This window comes from Marinobacter segnicrescens, from assembly GCF_900111555.1.
GTDB lineage: Bacteria > Pseudomonadota > Gammaproteobacteria > Pseudomonadales > Oleiphilaceae > Marinobacter > Marinobacter segnicrescens.
The window spans coordinates 1-19,134 of sequence record NZ_FOHZ01000026.1 but is presented as its reverse complement, the minus strand read 5'-3'; the positions used below and the strand labels follow the sequence as shown (position 1 = coordinate 19,134).

The following is a 19,134-nucleotide window of genomic DNA, read 5'->3' as shown; positions in this document are numbered from 1 at the left end:
TGAATTCTTTTTGTCACCAGCTCTCCGGGGCTGGTGGCGACTGCTTTTGTGTTTGAAAAACCTGACGGAGCCTTGCATGAATGAAGCGCTGTTTTCTGAAATTGCCCTCTACGTCTGCCTCACCGGGCTGATTGGCTGGATGGGTTTTATCGTCTGGGACCTGGCGAAGAAGTCCCAGGCCGGCCGTTTTGGTACCATCGCCCTCTTTACCGTGCTGGGTGCCGGCGTGGTAGGTTTTGTGATCAAGACCGTGTTGGTTGAAGTCATGCAGATATAACCAGACACCCCCACCACCAGCACCGCCCGCTCAATAACCGACTGAACTGAACAACAACGCAAGGACCCGACTCCATGTGGTTTCGTAACGCCCGAGTTTTCCGCTTCACCAAGCCGTTTGATATCAGCGCGGAAGCGCTGGAGGAAAAGCTGGCCGCCGACGCCTTCAAACCCTGCGGTCCGCAGGAGACCACCCGCCATGGCTGGGTGCCGCCCCTGGGCAAGCACGGCGAGCTGTTGGTACATAGCGCCGGTGGTTACCACCTGGTGGCCCTGCGCAAGGAAGAGAAGGTTCTGCCAGCCCCGGTGATCAAGGAGATGGTTGAGGAGAAAGCCGAAGCCATCGAGCAGGAACAGGGCCGCAAGGTCCGGAAGAAGGAGAAGGACGAGATCAAGGAGGAGGTAACCCTGGAACTTTTGCCCCGGGCGTTTTCACGCAATCGCCGTACCTATGCGTATCTGTCTCCTGCTGACGGTGTCATGGTGGTGGATGCCGGCTCGGCGAAGCAGGCGGAAGATGTGGCCTCTGCACTGCGCCAGAGTCTTGGTTCGCTGCCGGTGCGTCCACCGGTGCTGGAGCAGGCGCCGGCGTTCACCTTTACCGGTTGGCTGGATGAGTCTATTGATTTGCCGGCCTCAATCGAGCTGGGTATGGAGTGTGAGCTGAAAGATCCCTCTGAGGACGGGGGCGTGGTTCGCTGTAAGGGTATGGACCTGAAATCTGACGAGATCCAGAATCATCTGGCGGCGGGGATGCAGGTGACGAAGTTGTCGCTGACCTGGGATGAGAATGTGTCGTTTGTGCTGGATGAGGAGTTTGGTATCCGCCGGCTGAAGTTCGGGGAGACGCTCCAGGAGAAGCTGGATGACGTTGACTCCGATGATGCGGCTGCGAAGTTTGATGCCGCGTTTTCTCTGATGACGCTGGAGTTGTCACGGCTCATTCCGGGTATGCTCGATGCCATGGGTGGGGAGGATACGTCGGCTATTGTCTCCGAGTAGACCTTTTCAGATTGGTGCCTGGTCCCTAGCCTGATTGGTTCGGTGCCGGGTCGCAGGCCAGGTAGCTTGTTCCGGGACACGCCGTGGATACGTCCCTGTAGGCTCTTCAAAAACGTCCCTGTTTTTGAAGGTCCCGGAACAAGCTACCTGGCCCACGCCCTTTAAACTCCGAGATAACGCCTTTAACCCCCGAAGGCACGAGAATAGCCAGAAGCGTGTGGTCGGAGGGGGACTTTTCTGGACCTTCAAAAACAGGGACGTTTTTGAAGAGCCTCCATGGATGGATTTACGGCGTGTCCAGAAAAGTCCCCCTCCGACCATGCGCCTGCACCCAAGAACGATTGCACCTCAAGACAATGGGCTTTAATGATGTGCCTTCGCCAGGCGCTCCCGCTGCCAGTCCTTCTCCGGCTCGTTGAGCACCAACCGCAGGTCCATCACCTCCTCTTCCCGGTTGTAATGGATATCGAAACCCAGGTGCTCCGCCAGCTGCAACATCGGGCGATTCTCCGGTAGTACGTTGCCGACCATCTCCATGGTGCCCCGGGCACGGCAGTAGTCGATCATCTTCTGCATCAGGGCCACCCCTAACCCCTCGCCCTTCATCTTGTCGTGGACCATGACCGCGAACTCACAGCGCAGGTTGTCGGCATCAGTCCAGACCCGGACGGTGCCCAGGGTTTCCTCGCCTTCGCCATCCTCACGGGGCGCATTGGCAATGAAGACCATCTCCCGGTCGTAGTCGATCTGGACCATCTGGGCCACGTCTTCCCGTGAGAAGTGCTTACGGAACTGGAAGAACCGGTAGCGGATGGATTCCGGTGACTGGTGCTCGTGGAAGGCCCGGTGGGCAGGCTCGTCTTCGGCCAGCACCGGGCGGATGATGACCCGGCGACCCGACTTGGGCAGTACGATCCACTCTTCCAGTTCCCTGGGGTACGGCTGGATGATGGGCTTGCCGGGGTCGTCGGCCAGGTCAATGGCCACATCCACCGCCAGAATTTGCTCGTTGTCGAACATCAATGGCGAGATTTCCAGGCCGCGGATCTCCGGCTGGTCGATAACGATCTGCGACAGGGTGATCAGAACCTCGCAAATCGCCCGGATGTCCCGTTCCGGCTGGGTGCTGAACTCCCTGAGCAACCGGTACATATAGGTGCGTCGCAGCAGCTCACGCGCCAGCACCATGTTCAGCGGCGGCAAGGCCGTCTGACGGTCGGTCATGACATTAATCTGTGCACCGGCGGCTCCGCAGACTACCAGGGGGCCGAACAGCGGGTCGCGGGTGATGCCGACGCTGAAGGCGATGCCGTCAATATGTTTGTAGGAGCGCTGTACAGCAAAGCCCAGGAAACCGCTTTCCGGAAAGTGCTGCTGGTACTCTTCCATCAGCTGACGGCAAGCGTCGATGAGATCGTTTTCGTTGGTCAGTCCGTGCACAGTGGAGCGGTAGCGCCCCTGCCCTGACTGGTACTCCATGAATGGGTGACAGGCGCGCTGGTGCATCAGGGTGACGTCCACCGGGCGACGCTCCACAGCGAAGGCTTCAAGGACTTCTTCCACATCATCGCAATACACGGTGGGCACCGTGTTGATGTGGTAATCGCTGAGGATTTGTCGTGCCTCGTTGTTGGTGAGGTGGTTGCGACCAGAGCGCTTCACATTGACAATGATACGGCGGGTATGGGAGTGGTCGGCGAAATGATCCGTAAAGCTTTCCGGGGTTTCCCCCAGCAGCCGCTGTACCCGCTGGTGGTTAACGTGCTGCATGAACGCCATCACCGCCTTTTCCGGTGAGAAAAATGAAGGCACGCCCGCCCGATAGAACTCATCCCTCGCATCCATCACCGTACTCTGCCCCAGCCAGCAGGTGAAAACGTTCAGCCGGGTTCCCTTGATGGCCTGTACCACGGCGTCAGCTATCTGAAGGCTATCTTCCGTCAGGCTCGGCGAGTACATGATCAGTACGTTGGAGACCTCCGGGTCTTTCGCCAGGATGCGAATGGCCCTGGCGTATAGTTCAGGGGAAGCATCGTAGTTCAGGTCGATGGGGTTCTTGCGGGTCCAGTAAGGCGGCAGGATCTCCGCCAGGGCGTCTACGGATTGCGGCGACAGGGTGGCAAGTTCGCCCCCCAGGGCCGCCAGGCGGTCCACGGCCAGAACCCCGGGGCCCACGCCGTTGGCCATGATGGCCAGGGATTCCCGTTTCAGCGGACGCATCCGGGACAGGGTTTCGAGGGCATCAAACATCTGCCCCAGACCGTCCACCCGCAACACACCCGCGCGCTGCAGCATGGCGTCATATATGGGGTCACTACGGTTGAGGCCTGCCGGCAGCTCATGGCGAAACCATTCGGACTCCGGTACCCGGCCGCTCTTGACAGCAATGACCGGCTTGGTGCGCGCGGCCACCCGCACCGCAGACATGAACCGGCGGGGATTGGGGATATTCTCGATATGCAGCAGGATGGCGCGGGTCTGGGAGTCCTGGGCCAGGTAATCAATGAGGTCATCATGGTCGATGTCCATGGAGTCCCCGAGAGTCAGGAAGTAGGAAAACCCCACCCCCCTGGCAAATGCCCAGTCGATCACACCACTGGCCACGCTGCCGGATTGCCCCACGAAGGCCACCTTTCCCGGTAGTGCCCCCATATGGGCATAGGTTGCATTAAGGCTTCGTGCCGGAACCATCACCCCGATGGTATTGGGCCCCAGCACCCGTATACCGGTCTCCCGGGCCGCTTCGCCCACAGAGTACATCAATGGCTGTCCCGTCTTGGAGTGGGCACGGGACATACCACCCGTCATTACCATGGCGGTGCGAACCCCGGCCTTGCCCAAACGCCTTATCACCTTGGGCACTGTGTCCGGCGGCGTACAGACGATGGCAAGCTCGGGGCTGAACTCCATTTGGGACACCCGCGCCACGCAAGGTACCCCATGCACCGATTCGTAGCTGCTCTGGTTAATGACCAGCATCCGACCGGGATAGCTTCCGCCCAACAGGTTACGCAGTACCATGCCCCCAAGGTTGTCGGCGCGTTCGGACGCACCAACGACCACAATGGATGAGGGATTGAACAGGCTTTCCAGGTATCGGGTGCCCAAAATGCAGTCTCCTTTTACAGACATTAACGCTGTGGGATAGCTTCTATCTTAGGCGCTGCGTTCTTGATGTAAAACGAAAATCGCGCCGGGTTTGACTACGACCAAAGAAACGCAGCGAAGCCGGAAGATCCCTGTTACCATGAGATTATTCATTTACGCCCTGGGGGCTTGTCAGGAACGTATCAATAACATGACAACAGCGTTTTTCTCCCACGACGACTGCGCCATGCACAATATGGGCGCCGAGCACCCGGAATCACCGGAACGTCTGAGCCGGATTATCAGTTATATCGAAGATACTGGCCTGGACCAGGAGCTGGACTGGGTTCGCCCGGACGAGGCTACCCGAGACCAGCTGCAGATGGTGCACCCGGAGAAGTACCTGCATCAGCTGGACCTGATGCAACCCACCAAGGGCCGGGTGTTTACCGACCCGGACACAGCACTGATGCCGGATACCCTCCGTGCTGCCAGGCTTGCCGCCGGGGCCAATATCGAAGCGGTCGATATGGTGCTCAGTGGTCAGGTGACCAATGCCTTTATCTGTGCCCGGCCGCCGGGACACCACGCCGAGCGCGCCAAGTCCATGGGGTTCTGCTTTTACAACAACATAGCCCTGGCCGCCATGCGGGCATTGACCTTCCACCACCTTGAGCGGGTTGCCATCATCGACTTCGATGTACATCAGGGTAATGGCACGGTGGATATCGTGCAGGGTGACGAGCGCATCCTGATGTGCTCCAGCTTCCAACATCCTTTCTACCCCCACTCCCACGTCTACCGGCTGCCGGAAAACATCGTTAACGTGCCGGTGCCGGGCGGATGCCAGGGGCCAGAATATCGCAAGCTGGTGGAAGCAGGCTGGCTGAAGCGGCTGGAAGAGTTCAAGCCGCAGCTGATACTGATTTCGGCAGGGTTTGATGGCCACCGGCTGGACCCGATGGCAGAGATGAACCTGGAAACCGACGATTACCTGTGGCTGACACAGATGCTGACCGGTGTTGCCAGGGAATACGCCAACGACCGGATCGTATCAACGCTTGAAGGCGGCTATCACCTCCGGGCCCTGGCAGAGAGCGTTGGCGTACACGTGGGTGAGCTGGTTCGGGCAGGGCGTTAACCCACCCCTTTATCAGCTCAGGGATGCTGAGGAGGCTATACTCGCAAGCGGGTTTCCTGACCCGCTTGATCAGCCGTTGTAGGCGCCTGCGCCCCGATCTGCGCGGCGAATCTCCTGGCCCTGGCCTTCCCGCTCCAGGCGAATCGTTGTCCGACGATTGTCCGCCGGGTTATTCGATACCGGAAACTGGTCTGCATGGGACCGTACAATAATCATCGACTCCGGCACACCAGCCTGTACCAGGTAGTCCGCCACCACGCGCGCGCGCTCCTCTGACAGGGCACGATTCTGGATACGACTGCCAATGCTGTCCGAATGACCGTCCACAAGCAGCCGCTCGACGGTCTGGTCGGCCTCGACATAGGCAGCAATGTTATCCAACAGCTTCCGGTCGTTATCTGACAACCCGGCACTACCGGATGCAAAAGGCACCCTGGAGCGCTGGATCTGGTCAAAGTTGACCGGCAAAAGACCGCTCACGCAGCGACGGTAGTTCTCGAACGGGGCCCGGAAGTTGATGTTGGACAGCCGGACCCTGACGGGGTCCCCCTCATAGCGGGCCTGGCGGGTAACCGTTGGTGCCATTCCCGAAAGCAGCCCTTCTACCATGGCCATGGCCTCCCGATGGCCAACTTCCACAGCCTTGCGATCATTGCTCACGTTGACATAGCCCAACCGCATTGTGCCCTCCCCGGGGCGCCAGGCCGGCGCCTCGACCACCAACAGCCCCCGACCGGGGCGCATCAGTGGCAGGTCGGATTCCAGGTAGAATGAAAGCTGCTCGCCCGCCCGGTGACTGAAGACCGCACGTCCGTAACCGGGCACTTCGTGGCTCAGGGTGCAATCAAACACCGATTCCGACAGATACCAGTCACTGTTCTCGATTCCCGCGCCAAAGCTGCGGGCTTCAGCCAGACTGGTCCATACCAGAGCACTACCAACGAACAGTGCCAGTAGTGACCTGCGGAAACGTCTGCCTGCCGGTAAAGAGGCTGAGGATTGTCCTGCCCGCTGCTGTATTGCCATAACGGTTTCCGGATGTCCGATTGAAAGGTACCTGAAAAGGGTATCGGCTGATCGGCCGGATTCTTTAGCCCTCTCCTTCTGGTATACTCGCGGCGTTTTTTCGCGCCAGGATCAACCGGAGCCAACGCCACCATGACTGATCAGATCACCCTTACCCGCCCTGACGACTGGCATCTCCATGTGCGGGATGGCGATGTGCTGGCGGATGTCGTGCCAGCGACTGCCCGGCGCTTTGGGCGAGCCATTATCATGCCTAACCTGGTGCCACCGGTAACCACCGCCGGGCAGGCAGAAGCATACCGGCAGCGCATCCTGGAGGCCCTGGGTGACCACACCGGCTTCGAGCCGTTGATGACCCTGTATCTCACCGGTTCCACCACCCCCGACGATATCCGGGAGGCGAACGCGGCCGGTATCCCCGCCGCCAAGCTCTACCCGGCTGGCGCGACCACCAATTCGGCCTCTGGCGTCCGTGATATCCGGGAAATCGACGAGGTACTGGCCACCATGGCCGAGTGCGGCATGCTGCTGTTGGTTCACGGTGAAGTCACCCACGATGACGTGGATATCTTTGACCGGGAGCAGCAGTTCATCGACCAGGTGCTGGCCCCGGTCATGGAACGGCATCGGACACTGAGGGTAGTCATGGAACACATAACCACCCGGGATGCCGCCAGCTTCGTAAGGGAACACGGCGAAGATCGCCTGGCCGCGACCATTACCCCCCAGCACCTGATGTACAACCGCAACCACCTGCTGGTCGGTGGTATACGGCCACACCTTTACTGCCTGCCGGTACTGAAGCGAAACGTTCACCAGCAGGCCCTGCAGGATGCCGTGGTCAGTGGTGACCGCCGTTTCTTCCTGGGTACCGATTCGGCCCCCCACGCCCAGGACCGCAAGGAAACCGCTTGCGGTTGCGCCGGCTGCTATTCTGCCTTCGCAGCGATTGAACTATATGCCGAGGTCTTCGAAGACCTCGGCATCCTCGACAAGCTGGAAGCGTTTGCCAGTTTCAACGGCGCCGATTTCTATGGCCTGCCCCGCAACACGGATACCATCACACTCACCCGGGAGCCCTGGACGGTGCCGGATTCACTGCCCCTGGCAGGTGGCCGGATTGTGCCTTTAAAGGCCGGTGAAACCCTGCGCTGGCGCCTCGCCTGAGAGCGCCCCTGAACCCTTTTCCGATCCGGAGACCTTGTGACTGACGAAACCAGGACACCCCACCCCATGGCCCGCCGCTTTCGGGGCTTTCTGCCGGTTGTGGTGGATGTGGAGACCGGGGGTTTCAACCCGCGTACCGATGCACTGCTGGAAGTGGCCGCCGTATTGATCACCATGGATGAAGAAGGGTGGCTGCACCGGGGCGAGACTATCTCCCGCCATGTGCATCCGTTCGAGGGGGCGAACCTTGAGCAATCCGCCCTGGATTTCACCGGCATTGATCCATGGGCGACGGACCGTGGGGCCATCAACGAGAAGGATGCCCTGCGGGATGTGTTCCTCCCGATCCGCAAGGCGGTCAAGGCATTTGACTGCAAGCGAGCGGTGCTGGTGGGCCACAACGCCACGTTTGACCATAACTTTGTGTTCGCGGCAGCGGAGCGGGCGGACATCAAACGCAACCCGTTCCACCCCTTCTCAACCTTTGACACGGCTACCCTGGCGGGCCTGGCCTATGGCCACACCGTGCTGGCCGAAGCCTGTAAAAGGGCCGGACTGGAGTTCAGTAACCGTGAGGCCCACTCCGCAGCCTATGACGCCGAGAAAACCGCGGACCTGTTCTGTGGCATTGTCAATCGCTGGAAAACCCTGGGCGGATTCCCGCTGCCACAGGCAACCAGCGAAGGCTCAGGAACCTGACCACCGGAGGCTCCCCTACCAGTGAATTCCCCGCATCAGGGCGGCAAAGGCCACCTGCTCCGAGGTGACCTTTGCCTGCTCGCCCTTTCGACCGGTTGCAGAGGGCGAGTCCGGGAACATCCGGTAACCGGTATTCATCACGATCTCCCCGAGCTTCGGGGCTACTGCATGGGTTACCTGGGCGAAAACGCCTAACCGGGTGGCAATTCGCTTGGGGCGGTGGATAATCGCTTCGGCAACCATGTCCGCTGCTTCATCCGGTGTCAGGGTGGGGACGGAGTCATAGATCTTGGTGGGCGCTATCATCGGCGTTTTCACCAGCGGCATATTGATGGTGGTGAACGTCACGTTGCGGTCGGACCATTCTGCGGCGGCGCACCGGCTGAACGCATCCAGGGCAGACTTTGAGGCCACGTAGGCGGAGAACCGGGGGGCGTTGGTCAGTACGCCAATGGATGAGATGTTCACCACATGGCCCCGCTTGCGTTTCAGCATTTCCGGGGCGAAGCCCATGATGAGCCGCACAGCGCCAAAGTAATTGAGCTGCATGGTGCGCTCAAAGTCGTGAAAGCGATCGAAGGAGTGGGACAGCGAACGGCGAATGGAGCGCCCCGCGTTGTTCACCAACACATCCACCCCACCATGATTGGTCAGAACGTCGGTTACAAACCGGTCGCAGGCTTCCATATCGGCGAAGTCGCACTGGTAGGCATGGACCTCCGCTCCCCGCTCGCGCAGGGCCTCGGTCACCTCCTTGAGCCGTTCCGGTTTGCGGGCGCCAATCACCAGGATGGCCCCCGCATCGGCCAGTTTTTCCGCCGTAGACAGGCCAATACCCGACGTGGCCCCGGTCACCACACACACCTTGCCCTCGACAGCACCCCGCAGGCTGCGATCACGGAAGAGGTCCGGGTCAAGGTGCCGCTCCCAGTAGTCCCAGATCACCGGGGCATAGTCCGTTAACCGGGGCACCTCGATACCGCTACCCTTGAGCGCCCGCTCCGCCTCCCGGTTGTCGAACCGGGTCGGGTAATTGATGAACGAGAGTACCGAGTCGGGAATGCCCAGGTCATCCAGGACAGCCGAGGTCAGGCGCTTCACCGGAGGCAGTCCTTTCAGTGACTGTCGAATAAACGGCGGCACAAACCCGAACATGCGAGAGTCCACCCGCATGGCCATACGGGGTGCGTGCCCGGCCTCACAAAAGATATTGAGGATTTCTCCCACCTTGTACGGATCGGGATCCACCAGGTGGAAACACTGACCGTCTTCCCCTTCCTTGTGGGCCAGGAAATCCAGGGCGTCTACCACGTAATCCACCGGCACGATATTGAGCCGGCCGCCCTCCACACCAATGGTGGGAACCCACTGGGGCAGCGCGTGGCGGACTTTCTGGATCAGCTTGAAGAAATAATAGGGGCCATCCACCTTGTCCATTTCGCCGGTGCAGGAGTGGCCTATCACCATGCCGGGGCGATAGATGCGAAACGGAACCTGGCACTCGTTACGCACCACCGCCTCAGAGTCATGCTTGCTTTTCAGGTAGGGATGGTCGAGGTTGGTGGCGTCATCAAACATGTCCTCCCGGAAGGTGCCTTTGAACAGGCCGGCGGCGGCAATGGATGAAACGTGGTGGAAGCAACCGACCTTGAGAGCTTCCGCAGCCTCCAGTGCGTGGCGGGTGCCCTCCACGTTGGCCTGCTGCTGGGCGTCGGCGTCCGATGCCATGTCGTACACGGCGGCCAGGTGGAAGAAGTGGTCTACCTTACCCGTCAGGGCCTTGCGGGCCCTGGCATCGAGGCCCAGGCCAGGCCTGTTCAGGTCGCCGACTACAGCATTCACCCGGTCAGCCCCCTCACCCCACCGCTTACGCAGGCTCTCAAACTTGTCCAGCGATTCTTCCCGCACCAGCACGTGGACCTTACCGCCCCGGGCCAGCAGCTTTTCCACCAGAAAACGGCCGATAAAACCGGTACCACCCGTCAGAAAATAGTTCATGATCATCCTGCCCTGCGCTCACGTTGTTGTAATGGTTGTCTTCCTGACCCTTACTCTATGCCAACATGGGGCATCGCGAAACGCGAATACAATAAACATTTGACCTGTCTCAGTGTTGCCGCGAAATGCATCCCGCGGAACCAGATGCGATAATACCGGTCCTAATCATCCCGGGGATCTCCAAACGAAGTAACACCCCGGACAGTCAGCCAGCCAGGAGAACCGTTAATGTCCAGCCAGGACAATGCTGATCGTTACATTTCCATTGCCCGCGCCTGTCTCAAGGCCATCAATGACACCGCCACAGACAGCGGCAGCCGGGAAGAGAAAATCCAGGCCGTCTACCAGGCGATTGATGATGCTTTCCAGGCCGAGTTCGCCGAGCAGCGTCAGGCCGTTGCGGTAATGGCCTCGGTGCTGGAACGCATTGCCTCCGGCAAACTCAGTGCTGATGAGGCTGCCACCCTTGCCAGAATCACCCTGGACCAGCATCCTGCCGCAACCGACCAGGGCCAGGTGCACTGATCAGTCATCACCGCTACTCCCGTTTAAACCGGTAAAGGAATCACTGCATGGGTAATCATTCTGTTGCACGCCTGATGTTCACCTGGATGGCCGCACTGCTGGCACTGCTGGCGATCTCAACGGCGCAGGCAGCCAGCCCGGAGCGTGTGGAGCCCATCAAAAGCCCGGCGGACAGCAATGAATACCGGTACCTGAGCCTGGAGAACGGCCTGGAGGTACTGCTGATCTCCGACCCGGATGCAGACAAGGCCGCGGCTTCCCTGAACGTTGCCGTGGGCAGCGGCAACGACCCGGCCGGCCGTGAAGGTCTGGCACACTTCCTTGAGCACATGCTGTTCCTGGGCACCGAAAAATACCCGGATCCGGGTGAGTACCAGCAGTTCATCCGTAGCCACGGCGGGACTCATAACGCCTTTACCGCGTTCCAGGACACCAACTATTTCTTTGATATCCAGGCCCCCCACCTGGAACCCGCGCTGGACCGCTTCGCCCAGCAGTTTGCCGCTCCCCTGTTCACCGCCGATCTGGTGGACCGTGAGCGTAACGCCGTGCATTCGGAATACAGTGCCTCACTCAAAGAAGATGGCCGCCGGTATTTTTCAGTCCGCAAGGCCATCAGCAACCCGGACCATGCCTTCAGTCAGTTTTCCGTGGGCAACCTGATCACCCTGGACAACACCGACGAACGCCCGCTGAGGGCTGACCTTATTGAGTTCTGGGAAAACGAATACTCTGCCAACCTGATGACCTTGGCGGTATACGGCCCCCAGCCCCTGGATGAACTCGAGAGCATGGTGCGCCCTCGGTTCAGCGCGATTGAAAACCGGAACCTCGAGGTAAAAGAACATCAGGAGCCGTTATTCGACAACGACGCCCTTCCTGCCCGCCTGCAGGTTCAGACCATCAAGGATATCAAACAGCTGAAGCTGGTATTTCCCATTCCCTCACAGCAGGAACATTATCGCACCAAGCCCATGCACTATGTCGCCAGCCTGCTTGGCCACGAGGGCCCGGGCAGCCTGTTCGATGTGCTGAAACGCAAGGGTTGGGTGGAAAGCCTGTCTGCCGGCAGCGGCACCGACACGGGCCACCATTCCAGCCTGGAGCTGGGCATGGCCCTGACCGATGAGGGTCTCAACCATCAGGACGAGATCATCGCGCTGGCGTTTGACTATATCGGACTGGTCCGGGAACAGGGCATAGACCGGTTCCGCTTCGAAGAAGACCGGCAACTTTCGGAGATCGACTTCCGTTACCAGCAACGCCCGCAGCCCCTGCACCTTGCCATGCGCCTGTCCATGGAAATGCAGGAGGTAGCCCCTGAAGACGTGCTCCGGGCCCGCTGGATGATGACGGAGTACACGCCGGATCAGTACCTTGACCTCTTGAACGAGCTGACCCCGGACAACCTGCTCATTACCCTGCGCACCAACGAAGCCCTGCCGGAGGATGCCGACAGGAGCCCCTGGTACGACACGCCTTTCGTGCTGGAAAAGAACATTGAAGTGCCGAGCCCCGGCCAACAGCTAACAGCCCTCGCCGAACAGTTGGCGCTTCCCCGGAAAAACCCGTTTATTCCGGAGGACCTCAGTCTGCTGGAGGGGCCGTCAATGGCACACCCGGAGAAGCTGGCTACCCTGGACAACCTTGAGGTCTGGCACGCAAAAGACACCCGCTTTGGTCGGCCGGAGGCGAACATCTACCTTAGCCTGCGCTCGCCGCTGACCACAGAGTCTCCCCGGGGCCAGGTGCTGACCCACCTGCTGGCAGATGCGGTGTCGGTGGAGCTCAACCCCTGGGCCTATCCGGCGCAGATGGCCGGCCTGGATTACCGAATCTACCCGCACCTCCGCGGCCTGACTGTCCGTACCGGAGGCTACCACGACCGCTTGCCGGTGCTGATGAACCGTGTGATGGCGACCCTGGCCGATCCGGCCATCAGCGAGCAACGCTTCCGCATTGCCCGCCAGCAACTCGTCGACAGTCTGCGCAACCAACTGCAGGACAAACCCGTGTCGCAGGCCGCCTCACTGGCGCAGGATGCGCTGATCCAGGGGACCTGGACCACCGAGGAGAAGCTGGACGCAGCAGAGGCGTTGTCGGTGGTTGATCTGCGAGCATTTGCCGAGGCGTTCACCAGAGACGTCGACGCGGTCATGCTGGTTCACGGTAATGCCACCCGGGCCTTTGCCCTGAACACTGCCCAGCAGGCGAAGGCCACGCTGCTGCAGGAGTCACAGGCGGCGACGGTCAGCCGTAGCCAGGTCCGGGACCTGCCCGATGGCCAGACCGCCATCCGGTTACAGGTTCCACACCCGGATACCGGCTACCTGCGTTACAGCCAGGGTAGTGATACGAGCTTTGCCGAACGCGCCCGCTTCCGCCTGCTGACCCAGGTGGTCAGCGGCGCTTTCTACGAGGAGCTGCGCACCACCCGCCAACTGGGCTATGTGGTGTATGCGACCCCGTTTGAGATGCTGGAAACCCCGGCCATCGGCCTTGTCGTGCAATCGCCCGAGGCCAGTGCGGAACAAATTGACCAGGCCGTATCCGAGTTCGCCACTAGCTTCCGTAAGCGTCTGGCCGACATGGACGAAAAGGCCCTGGAACGGGAGCGACAAGCGGTCATCAGCAAACTGATGGAACAGGAGCGCACCCTGTCGTCTGTGTCCGAGCGCTACTGGCGGGAAATCGACCGCCAGGCCACCGACTTCGACAGCCGGGAACAGCTTGCTGCCGCTGTGGCCGAGGTTAGCAGGGAAGCGTTACTGGCGACTTTCGACCGAGCGCTGATCGACCGTGATGCCAGCTTGCTGGTGACAACCGGTGCAGCACTGGAAACCTCGGCAGCTACCCTGGACAAGCTGCGGAATCAGCCGCCGGTGGAGGGCTGACCGATCATCGCGATGAACCGGTCCCAGTCGGCTGGTTCATCCACATCCCAGCGAGGCGCCAATATCGCCACTGACAGGCCGACCCCCTGCACCGCCGCAATGCTCTGCTCCAGGGCTTTCCCGGTTCCCCACGCTACCCCGGCCAACATGTCCGGCCGGGTGTTGCGGGCGCCGATAAGCACGTAGCCGCCGTCATCCGAAGGCCCAAACACCACATCGACGTCGTCGAGCGCCTGCCTGGCCTCTTCGATATAGGCAGCGTCCACTGACGGGCAATCGCTGCCAATTACCATGGCTATGCCAGCACTTGCGAGCCCGACGCCCAGGGCGTGGGTCATCCGCTCGCCAAGATCCTCCCCCTGCTGAACTGTCGAAGGCACGTGGTACTTCTCCATGACAGCCAGCACAGGGCCAGCCTCCGGCGGCGCCTTTGCAAGGAACTCGTCCCAGGCCAGCACCACCGGATGACCACTGGCCTGGAGCCGATCCATGACCGTCGTTGTCAGATGTATATGGGCCGCAAGGGCGCCCTGACGGCCCAGCGCGGGCTCAAGACGGGTCTTCACCCGCCCTTCCCGCGGCCACTTGGCAAACTGGACCAGCTGAACAGAAGCGTTCATTCCTGCCCGACCTCCGAAGACCGTGCTGTGCTCCGCCTGACTTCGGTGCGATAGGCCAACGCCAGGTCGGCAGGGTCAGCCCCACGCCAGTACCGCCACCGCAGTCGCCACATCAGCCAGATCGTCCGCCAGGTACCATGCTGCTCCCAACGACGGCTGTCGGTAACCACGGATTCGGAGATACAGAAAGGACGAGAGACCCGTCTGAGTCGGCGGCAAAACTCGATATCTTCCATTAACGGCATCTCCCGAAAACCGCCCTGTTTCTCAAATATCCCGCGGCGCACGAATATGCCCTGATCCCCTGTCGCAATACCGGTAAGCCGGGAGCGCAGGTTCATCATGGACGCAATGAGCCGGAACACTGGCCGGTTGCCACTGAGGCGCACATCAAAGCGCCCCCAGGCCCGGTCACTGAGCAGGAAGGCCTTTAAAGCTCTGTCGGCCTCCGTCGGGAGCACCGTATCACCGTGCAAGAACAGCAGTACCTCACCGGTTACTTCAGCCGCCCCACGGTTCATCTGCACCCCACGGCCCCGCTCTGACAGCACGAGTCGATCGCAAAGCGGCTCCGCGAGAGCGCGGGTATCATCCGTGCTATCACCATCCACCACGATCACCTCGGCTCCCCGCTCACGCAAGGCAGCAAGGCGCTGAAGCGTCGGCACAATGGCGGCAGATTCGTTCAGGACGGGAATAATAATGCTGACAGTAGGCGACCGTGGCACCGTGTGCTCCGACGCAAAAACGTGAATGGAACCGGCGGATCGACCTACCCGCCTTGAGACCTGGGCATGAGCCCGTTATTATACCGGCCTTTCCGGCGAAACGCCCCCGTAGCTCATCTGGATAGAGCGTCCCCCTCCTAAGGGGATGACTTGACCCCATTATTTCGTAAGCCATTGTTTTTACTATGCAAGACAAGGGCTTACAGACCCCAAAAATCACCCGTTTTTACCCCTCGTGCGCGGATTTGCACTATTCTTGTCTTACTGCTGCATTATTTTGCTATGATCATAGTGCATCCCACCAAGGAGCCCGGCCATGAAAGATCTGATGAGACTAGACCGCCTCAGAGCAGCCCAAGACAGCGTTGCAGAAGGTAAGAAAAAGCCTTTCGATTTTTACGATACCGATATCCCCACTCTATTTTGTCGAGTTGGTAAGACACGCCTGACCTTCTATTGCTACATCAAACGAGGCAAAAGCCAGAAGCTTTTTTCAGTGGATGCTTACGAGCTGACAAAGCAGGAACTCAATCACATGAGGAGGCGGGCTCGGGGCATCAGTGATCAGTATGAGACACAAAGCGTTGAGTTTTACGACACATACAAAGTCGATGACTACCTCGAAAAGGTTTACAAAAAGGTCGCATCAAAGGGAGTGTATGGCGAAATAAAACGCTTCCCCTACTCTATCCGTGGCAAGCGGATCAACGAGCTTTATGCACACGACCTTGATATCTGGAAGCGGGAAAGGCTGCAAGATGGGCGGACTCACGAGACCCTCAGAAAGCAGTACTACGCCCTGCACGGGATGCTCCAATATGCCAGCCGAAAAAACCACATCAGTCAGCATCACACAAGCGGAGTAACGTTCGTGATCGATAAAAATGCAACTGTCGCAAAGATCTACACCCCTCAACAAATGGTGCGAGTGCAGACCGTCCTCAAAACTTGCTCACTCAGAGACCAGACGATCATCCTCTTTACTGTGCTGAGCGGGGCCAGGCCATCCGAGACACTCAAGGTCAGGGTCAAGGATATCGACTTTGAACAGGGTCAGATCCTTATCCCTGCGTCAGGCACAAAGACACAAGTCGCCAGGTATCTTGAGCTTCCGCCAAAGCTTAAAGAGGTTATTAAGGACTACCTAGCAAAAGAGTGGGAGCAAAACCCCGAGGGCTGGCTGTTCTTCAATTCCCGCACCCAGGATCGTCTAAAAACCTTCCGCACGGTTTGGGGGAAAATTGTCGATTACGCTGACATCAAAGGCATGCGCTTTTACGACTTCCGTCATACCTACTGCTCATACCTGATCGAGCACTATCCGATACACGTGGTCCAAAAAATGATGGGTCACAAACAAATCGAAACAACTGCAAAATATCTGCATGCATTTGCCAGCCGCTCAAAAGAAGCATCTATCAAGATCGAGGACATCCTCGGTTTCAAAGACTTTTAAGAGTCTCGGGGGCTCTGCCCCCTTGATTCCCCAGCTCTCTACCACTTACTGCCGACAGCTTTTCTTGAGTCTTCAGAGCCATCACCGACCGCTGCAATCCTCTTCCCCTGCTTTTTCAAGTCTTCAACTATCTTAGCAAGCTCGTCGACCGGTCGATCTACATACTCAGTCACAGTCAGCTTTTCCATAAGTCCATCATATAGATCATCAATCCGCTCAGGCAAAGCATACAGCACAAGACAAGCAAAGCCCTGGCCTTTCTCAGACCTTTTAGCGTCAGCGTATATAAGTCCCTCTGTAATAACCCCCTGCCGCTCATACTTTAGAAATTCCTCAGCGGACTTGGTTCTCAGTCTTTCAGCCTCATCAAAATCACTGATCCCCCTGTGCTTGTCGCAACGTGTCGCCCACCATCCAGCTTTATCACTCAGACGACCAGGTGATCCACAAAAATCACATGTATGAGATGACATGTCCTCAAAGACGGTCTCAAGAATATCTTGCTCAATGCTTTCGCACGGCAGATTACAATAGATACGAAGAGTCCCGAATTTTTCTTTGACCTGACTTATGCTTGCTGCTTTTCCGGTAACTCTTTGCATGTCATCAACCAATCCAAAAAGCTCATAAACCAGAGGATACCAACCTGGACCTACTTCCAATCCAAACCGATCAAAAGAACCACCCTCCCTTTGGTGCATCAAAAGAGGATAAGCATCTGCAAATTTCTTCTGAACCCGACTATATACGCCCATCAACAATACCTTTATTTGTATTTCATCTATTGACTTTAAAGAATAAGGCCTTATAATAGTTAATATCAAAGCAGAGATAGCCAATCAAGTTTTGATTTATTCATATGTGAACTCCTCAATGCAGTAATATTCGCCCCTCACTTTGTGCTGGGGCTTTTTTTTGGCTTCAAAAAATATTTGTTTTTTTATCGCATTTATATTGCAAAATTCCTCATCTCTGATATAATTATAGGTATCGGATATGGAATTCCTTCGCGGAACAGGATTATCTCACAAATAGCCCTCCCCCTCTCCATGTTCGATACATGCCCCAGGGATGGGGTGAAAAGAAGTATGTTGAGTTGGTTGTGTACCGGTAATTATTTGTCGACTCACACCCTCAAATGAATCGATGCAGATACAACTCGACAGTAAAGGGCCTCTGAAATATGGGGCCTTTTTTTTGGTTCTTCGCAGATAACCGTGAAAAAGTAGGAGACGGCGGTAAAACCGGTTAGTTTTGAGTTCGCCAAAACAACAAAGCCAATCGACTCACCGCCGTCACTATGCATGCTAATCCTCTTGCCCTGTTCTGGGAAGGATTCACGATTGACTCCTATGCCCAGATTGCTCCTCAGTCCCTGCTGATCCGACTGCATCCTGCGGATGATTACCAACCATGTTGCAGTGGTTGCCATCAGCACTGCCTTGCCATCCATGACACGACTATTCGCCGGGTGAGGGAGCGTGACCTGTTCCAGTACCGCGTCTGGCTGGAGGTTCCTGTGCGGCGTGTTCGCTGTGCGACCTGTGGCCCCAAGTTGGAAGAGATTCGATGGCTGGCCGGTCGACAGCGCCTGACAGCCGGCATGGTCAACTGGGTCGAATCCCTGGTCCGCTTGATGCCGGTGCAGCATGTGGCTCAACTGTTGGGGTTGCATTGGCATACGGTCAAAGCCATTGATCAACATCGGCTTGCCCGTGAGGTTACCGAACCAGACCGCAGCCAGATACATCGCCTGATCATGGACGAATTTGCCCTGTTCAAGGGCCACCGTTACGCCACCGTTGTGATCAATGCCGACACTCAGCAGGTTCTATGGGTTGGTGAAGGTAATAGCCGACAGGCTATACGGCCCTTCTTTGAATGGCTGGGGCCGGAAGCTTGCGCCCAGGTCGAAGCGGTCGCCATGGACATGAACACGGCTATGGACCTGGAAGTCCAGCACCACTGCGTACAGGCCCGTGTTGTTTACGACCTGTTCCATGTCGTGGCCAAGTTCGGTCGGGAAGTGATCGACCGTGTCAGGGTTGATCAGGCGAACCAGCTACGTCATGACAGACCGGCGCGCAAGGTGGTTAAACGAAGTCGCTGGTTGCTGTTGAGGAACCGAGGCAACCTCAAGGCCGAACAGGCTGTGAAGCTGGAAGAGTTGCTACAAGCCAACCAGCCCTTGATGACCGTTTACCTGCTGAAAGACCAACTCAAAGAACTGTGGTATGCCCCGTCTGAAGCCGAGGCCAGACGGCGCTGGAACGAATGGTTGGAGTTGGCCATGAGCAGTGGGCTGGCGCCCGTGCAGCAGTTTGCTCGGCGCCTTAAAGGCTACGTAGAGGGGATCGTTGCCAGTGCGACCTACCGCCTGAACACCAGCGTCCTGGAAGGCATGAACAACAAGATCAAGGTGATCAAGAGGATGGCGTATGGCTACCGGGATAACGGCTACTTCTTCTTAAAGATAAAAGCAGCGTTTCCCGGTAAAGCGCGATGAACCTTTTTT

General features: G+C 58.3%; 15 protein-coding genes. 9 read left to right on the top strand and 6 right to left on the bottom strand.

Features of this window, described 5'->3' with window-relative positions; translation table 11 throughout:
* The first annotated feature begins 76 nt into the window (after positions 1-76).
* Positions 77-277 carry a DUF2788 domain-containing protein gene (locus BM036_RS16730; protein WP_091854460.1) on the top strand — a complete coding sequence of 67 codons (201 nt, stop codon included), beginning with the start codon at positions 77-79 and terminating at the stop codon, positions 275-277.
* A 74-nt stretch (positions 278-351) separates the two neighbouring features.
* Entirely contained in the window at positions 352-1,278 is a 927-nt protein-coding gene (rdgC, locus tag BM036_RS16725; RefSeq protein ID WP_091854459.1) for a recombination-associated protein RdgC, read from the top strand.
* A 363-nt stretch (positions 1,279-1,641) separates the two neighbouring features.
* Here rdgC and BM036_RS16720 read toward each other — a convergent pair whose 3' ends face one another.
* Positions 1,642-4,386, bottom strand: a complete 2,745-nt coding sequence (locus BM036_RS16720) for a bifunctional acetate--CoA ligase family protein/GNAT family N-acetyltransferase (protein WP_091854457.1) — start codon at positions 4,384-4,386, stop codon at positions 1,642-1,644.
* 190 nt (positions 4,387-4,576) lie between these two features.
* On the opposite strand from BM036_RS16720, the gene BM036_RS16715 reads away from it, so the two are divergent.
* A complete protein-coding gene (locus tag BM036_RS16715; RefSeq protein WP_091854455.1) occupies positions 4,577-5,506 on the top strand; it encodes a histone deacetylase family protein in 930 nt (309 codons plus the stop codon).
* 69 nt (positions 5,507-5,575) lie between these two features.
* Here BM036_RS16715 and BM036_RS16710 read toward each other — a convergent pair whose 3' ends face one another.
* A complete protein-coding gene (locus BM036_RS16710) occupies positions 5,576-6,532 on the bottom strand; it encodes a flagellar protein MotY (protein ID WP_091854453.1) in 957 nt (318 codons plus the stop codon).
* Between the two features lie 132 nt (positions 6,533-6,664).
* Between BM036_RS16710 and pyrC the strand changes: the two genes are divergently transcribed.
* Positions 6,665-7,699, top strand: a complete 1,035-nt coding sequence (pyrC, locus tag BM036_RS16705; RefSeq protein ID WP_091854452.1) for a dihydroorotase — start codon at positions 6,665-6,667, stop codon at positions 7,697-7,699.
* Positions 7,700-7,765: 66 nt separating this feature from the next.
* Complete coding sequence (gene rnt / locus BM036_RS16700; RefSeq protein WP_091854450.1) at positions 7,766-8,398, top strand: ribonuclease T; 633 nt, start codon at positions 7,766-7,768, stop codon at positions 8,396-8,398.
* Positions 8,399-8,413: 15 nt separating this feature from the next.
* On the opposite strand, the gene BM036_RS16695 is transcribed toward rnt, so the two are convergent.
* Positions 8,414-10,396: an SDR family oxidoreductase gene (locus BM036_RS16695; RefSeq protein ID WP_091854494.1), complete on the bottom strand. Its 1,983-nt coding sequence runs from the start codon at positions 10,394-10,396 to the stop codon at positions 8,414-8,416.
* Positions 10,397-10,624: 228 nt separating this feature from the next.
* Between BM036_RS16695 and BM036_RS16690 the strand changes: the two genes are divergently transcribed.
* Together BM036_RS16690 and BM036_RS16685 are read left to right on the top strand one after the other, a co-directional pair.
* A complete protein-coding gene (locus tag BM036_RS16690) occupies positions 10,625-10,921 on the top strand; it encodes a hypothetical protein (RefSeq protein WP_091854449.1) in 297 nt (98 codons plus the stop codon).
* A 47-nt stretch (positions 10,922-10,968) separates the two neighbouring features.
* On the top strand, positions 10,969-13,815 hold the full coding sequence (locus BM036_RS16685) for an insulinase family protein (RefSeq protein WP_091854447.1): 2,847 nt from the start codon (positions 10,969-10,971) through the stop codon (positions 13,813-13,815).
* Here BM036_RS16685 and BM036_RS16680 read toward each other — a convergent pair.
* Complete coding sequence (locus tag BM036_RS16680) at positions 13,794-14,435, bottom strand: TIGR04282 family arsenosugar biosynthesis glycosyltransferase (RefSeq protein WP_091854446.1); 642 nt, start codon at positions 14,433-14,435, stop codon at positions 13,794-13,796. The two genes, BM036_RS16685 and BM036_RS16680, sit on opposite strands and share 22 nt — an antisense overlap.
* Positions 14,432-15,163: a TIGR04283 family arsenosugar biosynthesis glycosyltransferase gene (locus tag BM036_RS16675; RefSeq protein WP_245742699.1), complete on the bottom strand. Its 732-nt coding sequence runs from the start codon at positions 15,161-15,163 to the stop codon at positions 14,432-14,434. Before BM036_RS16675 ends, BM036_RS16680 begins: the two co-directional genes overlap by 4 nt.
* 316 nt (positions 15,164-15,479) lie before the next feature.
* On the opposite strand from BM036_RS16675, the gene BM036_RS16670 reads away from it, so the two are divergent.
* Positions 15,480-16,619, top strand: coding sequence for a tyrosine-type recombinase/integrase (locus tag BM036_RS16670; protein ID WP_091854445.1), 1,140 nt, complete (start codon positions 15,480-15,482; stop codon positions 16,617-16,619).
* Between the two features lie 38 nt (positions 16,620-16,657).
* On the opposite strand, the gene BM036_RS16665 is transcribed toward BM036_RS16670, so the two are convergent.
* Complete coding sequence (locus tag BM036_RS16665) at positions 16,658-17,458, bottom strand: hypothetical protein (protein ID WP_143066636.1); 801 nt, start codon at positions 17,456-17,458, stop codon at positions 16,658-16,660.
* A gap of 461 nt (positions 17,459-17,919) precedes the next feature.
* On the opposite strand from BM036_RS16665, the gene BM036_RS16660 reads away from it, so the two are divergent.
* Complete coding sequence (locus tag BM036_RS16660; protein ID WP_091854363.1) at positions 17,920-19,125, top strand: ISL3 family transposase; 1,206 nt, start codon at positions 17,920-17,922, stop codon at positions 19,123-19,125.
* The last annotated feature ends 9 nt before the right edge of the window (positions 19,126-19,134 follow it).